Source organism: Nonomuraea cypriaca, from assembly GCF_015645445.1.
Classification (GTDB): domain Bacteria; phylum Actinomycetota; class Actinomycetes; order Streptosporangiales; family Streptosporangiaceae; genus Nonomuraea; species Nonomuraea cypriaca.
Window position 1 is genome coordinate 1 of sequence record NZ_JADOGI010000501.1, and the last position, 1,707, is coordinate 1,707.

General features: G+C 78.4%; 1 pseudogene. It reads right to left on the reverse strand.

The annotated features are described in order from the left end of the window. Positions 1 to 1,707, reverse strand: a pseudogene (locus tag ITP53_RS55210) (hypothetical protein); the annotation flags it as partial.

Consider the following 1,707-nt stretch of genomic DNA (forward strand, 5'->3'; position numbering starts at 1 on the left):
GCACCCCGAAGGCCGCCTCCTCCACCCGGAACCCCGCGGCCAGCGCGGAGGCCGCCGCCAGCCCGCCCACCGCGAGCGTGGCCGCGACGGCGGCGCCCGTACGGACGACCTCGCTCCGCGCCGCCACCCCGGCCGCGACTCCCAGCACCGCCAGCCCGGCCAGCACCACCAGCGTGTACGCCGCCACATCCAGCGACCACACCACCAGATGACCGCCGAACACCACCGCCACCACCCCGGCCATGGCGGCCACCTGGACCACCTCGGCGGCTGCGTCCTTACCGCCGTTCCCGGCCTTACCGCCGCTCCCGCCCTTCCCGCCGTTCCCGGCCTTCCCCGCCCGGGGCTCGGTGGCGGCCTGGACCACCAGCGCCACCAGCACCGCCCCGTCGAAGCCCAGCACCCACGGGTACGGCAGGTCCGCCACGGCGGGCACCAGCACCAGGCACGCGGGCACGGCGACCGTGGCCGCGGCCCGGCCGGCGAGGGGCCCGCGCAGCCCCCGGGCGGTGAGCACGGCGGCGGCCGTCACGAACACCCCCACCCCCAGCGCGGTCTCCACCCCCGACAGCTCGAACGCGGCAGCCGCGAACGGCGCACCCGGCCACTCGTCCAGCGCCCGGGGCAGCCAGGTCCACCCGGCGAACTCCTCCCGCCACGGATAGCCGATCCCCGCGTACGGCCGCCCGAACACACCGCCCCAGAGCGGCAGATGAGGCAGGACAGCACCCACCGAGACCACTCCGGCCAGCACGTACGCGCCCGGCCGTCGCCCGGCCGGCAGCCGCCCCGCCGCGCCCGCCAGCGCGAGAGCGCCGACCGCCAGCACCAGCGACAGCCGCGCCACGTCCTGCGACAGGACCATGGCGACGACCCACAGCGCCAGCGCCGTACCGCCCATCGGCCCGGCGACGGCGGCGGGCAGGGCCGGCAGCGCCGCGGCCCGCGACAACAGCACCGCCACCAGCAGCAGGATCAGCGCCGCGTTCCCCTGGCCGAGCCCGCCACCGAGTGCCGCCGCGACGCTCTCCGCCCCGACGGCCAGCCCGGTCACCGACGAGGCCACACCCGTGACCGGCGAACCCTTCCCCCGGATGGCGCACAGCAGCCCCGTGACGACGATCGCCGCCAGCACCGCCAGCGTCGCCGTACGGTCGGCCAGGGACCAGGACACGGCCAGCGTCGCCGTCCACAGACTCGCGCTCCCCACCGCCGACCGGCTCGCCGCCGACCAGAGCGCGAGCCCCGCCGTGAGCGCCACGAGGAAGACCAGCGCGGCCCAGTACGGCAGGTCCGCCGCCACCGGCACCGTCGTGGCCGCCAGCGGAAAGACGACCCTGGCCACCCCCAGCGCGGCGGGCCTGCCCCAGCGCGCCCAGGCGGCCAGCGTCCCCGCGACCCCGGCCAGGACCAGCACGGCCACGACCACGACCGGCTGCGCCGGCCACGCCGTCGCCCCGGACGGGCTGAGCGCCTCACGAGCCCCTTCCGCCGCCCCCGTCCAGGCATGGGTCAGCCACTCGTACGGGCCCACGAGCGCCGGTACGACGGCCGCGCGGAGCGGCAGCGGCGCGAGCGCGGCCAGCACGCACGCCTCGACGACGGCCGCCGTACGCCACGGGCCCCTGGGCCGGCGCCACGCCGAGCCCGCCGCCAGCACCGCGCCGAGCGCCGCCACCAGCGCCTGCCACTCACCGGACAACCCTC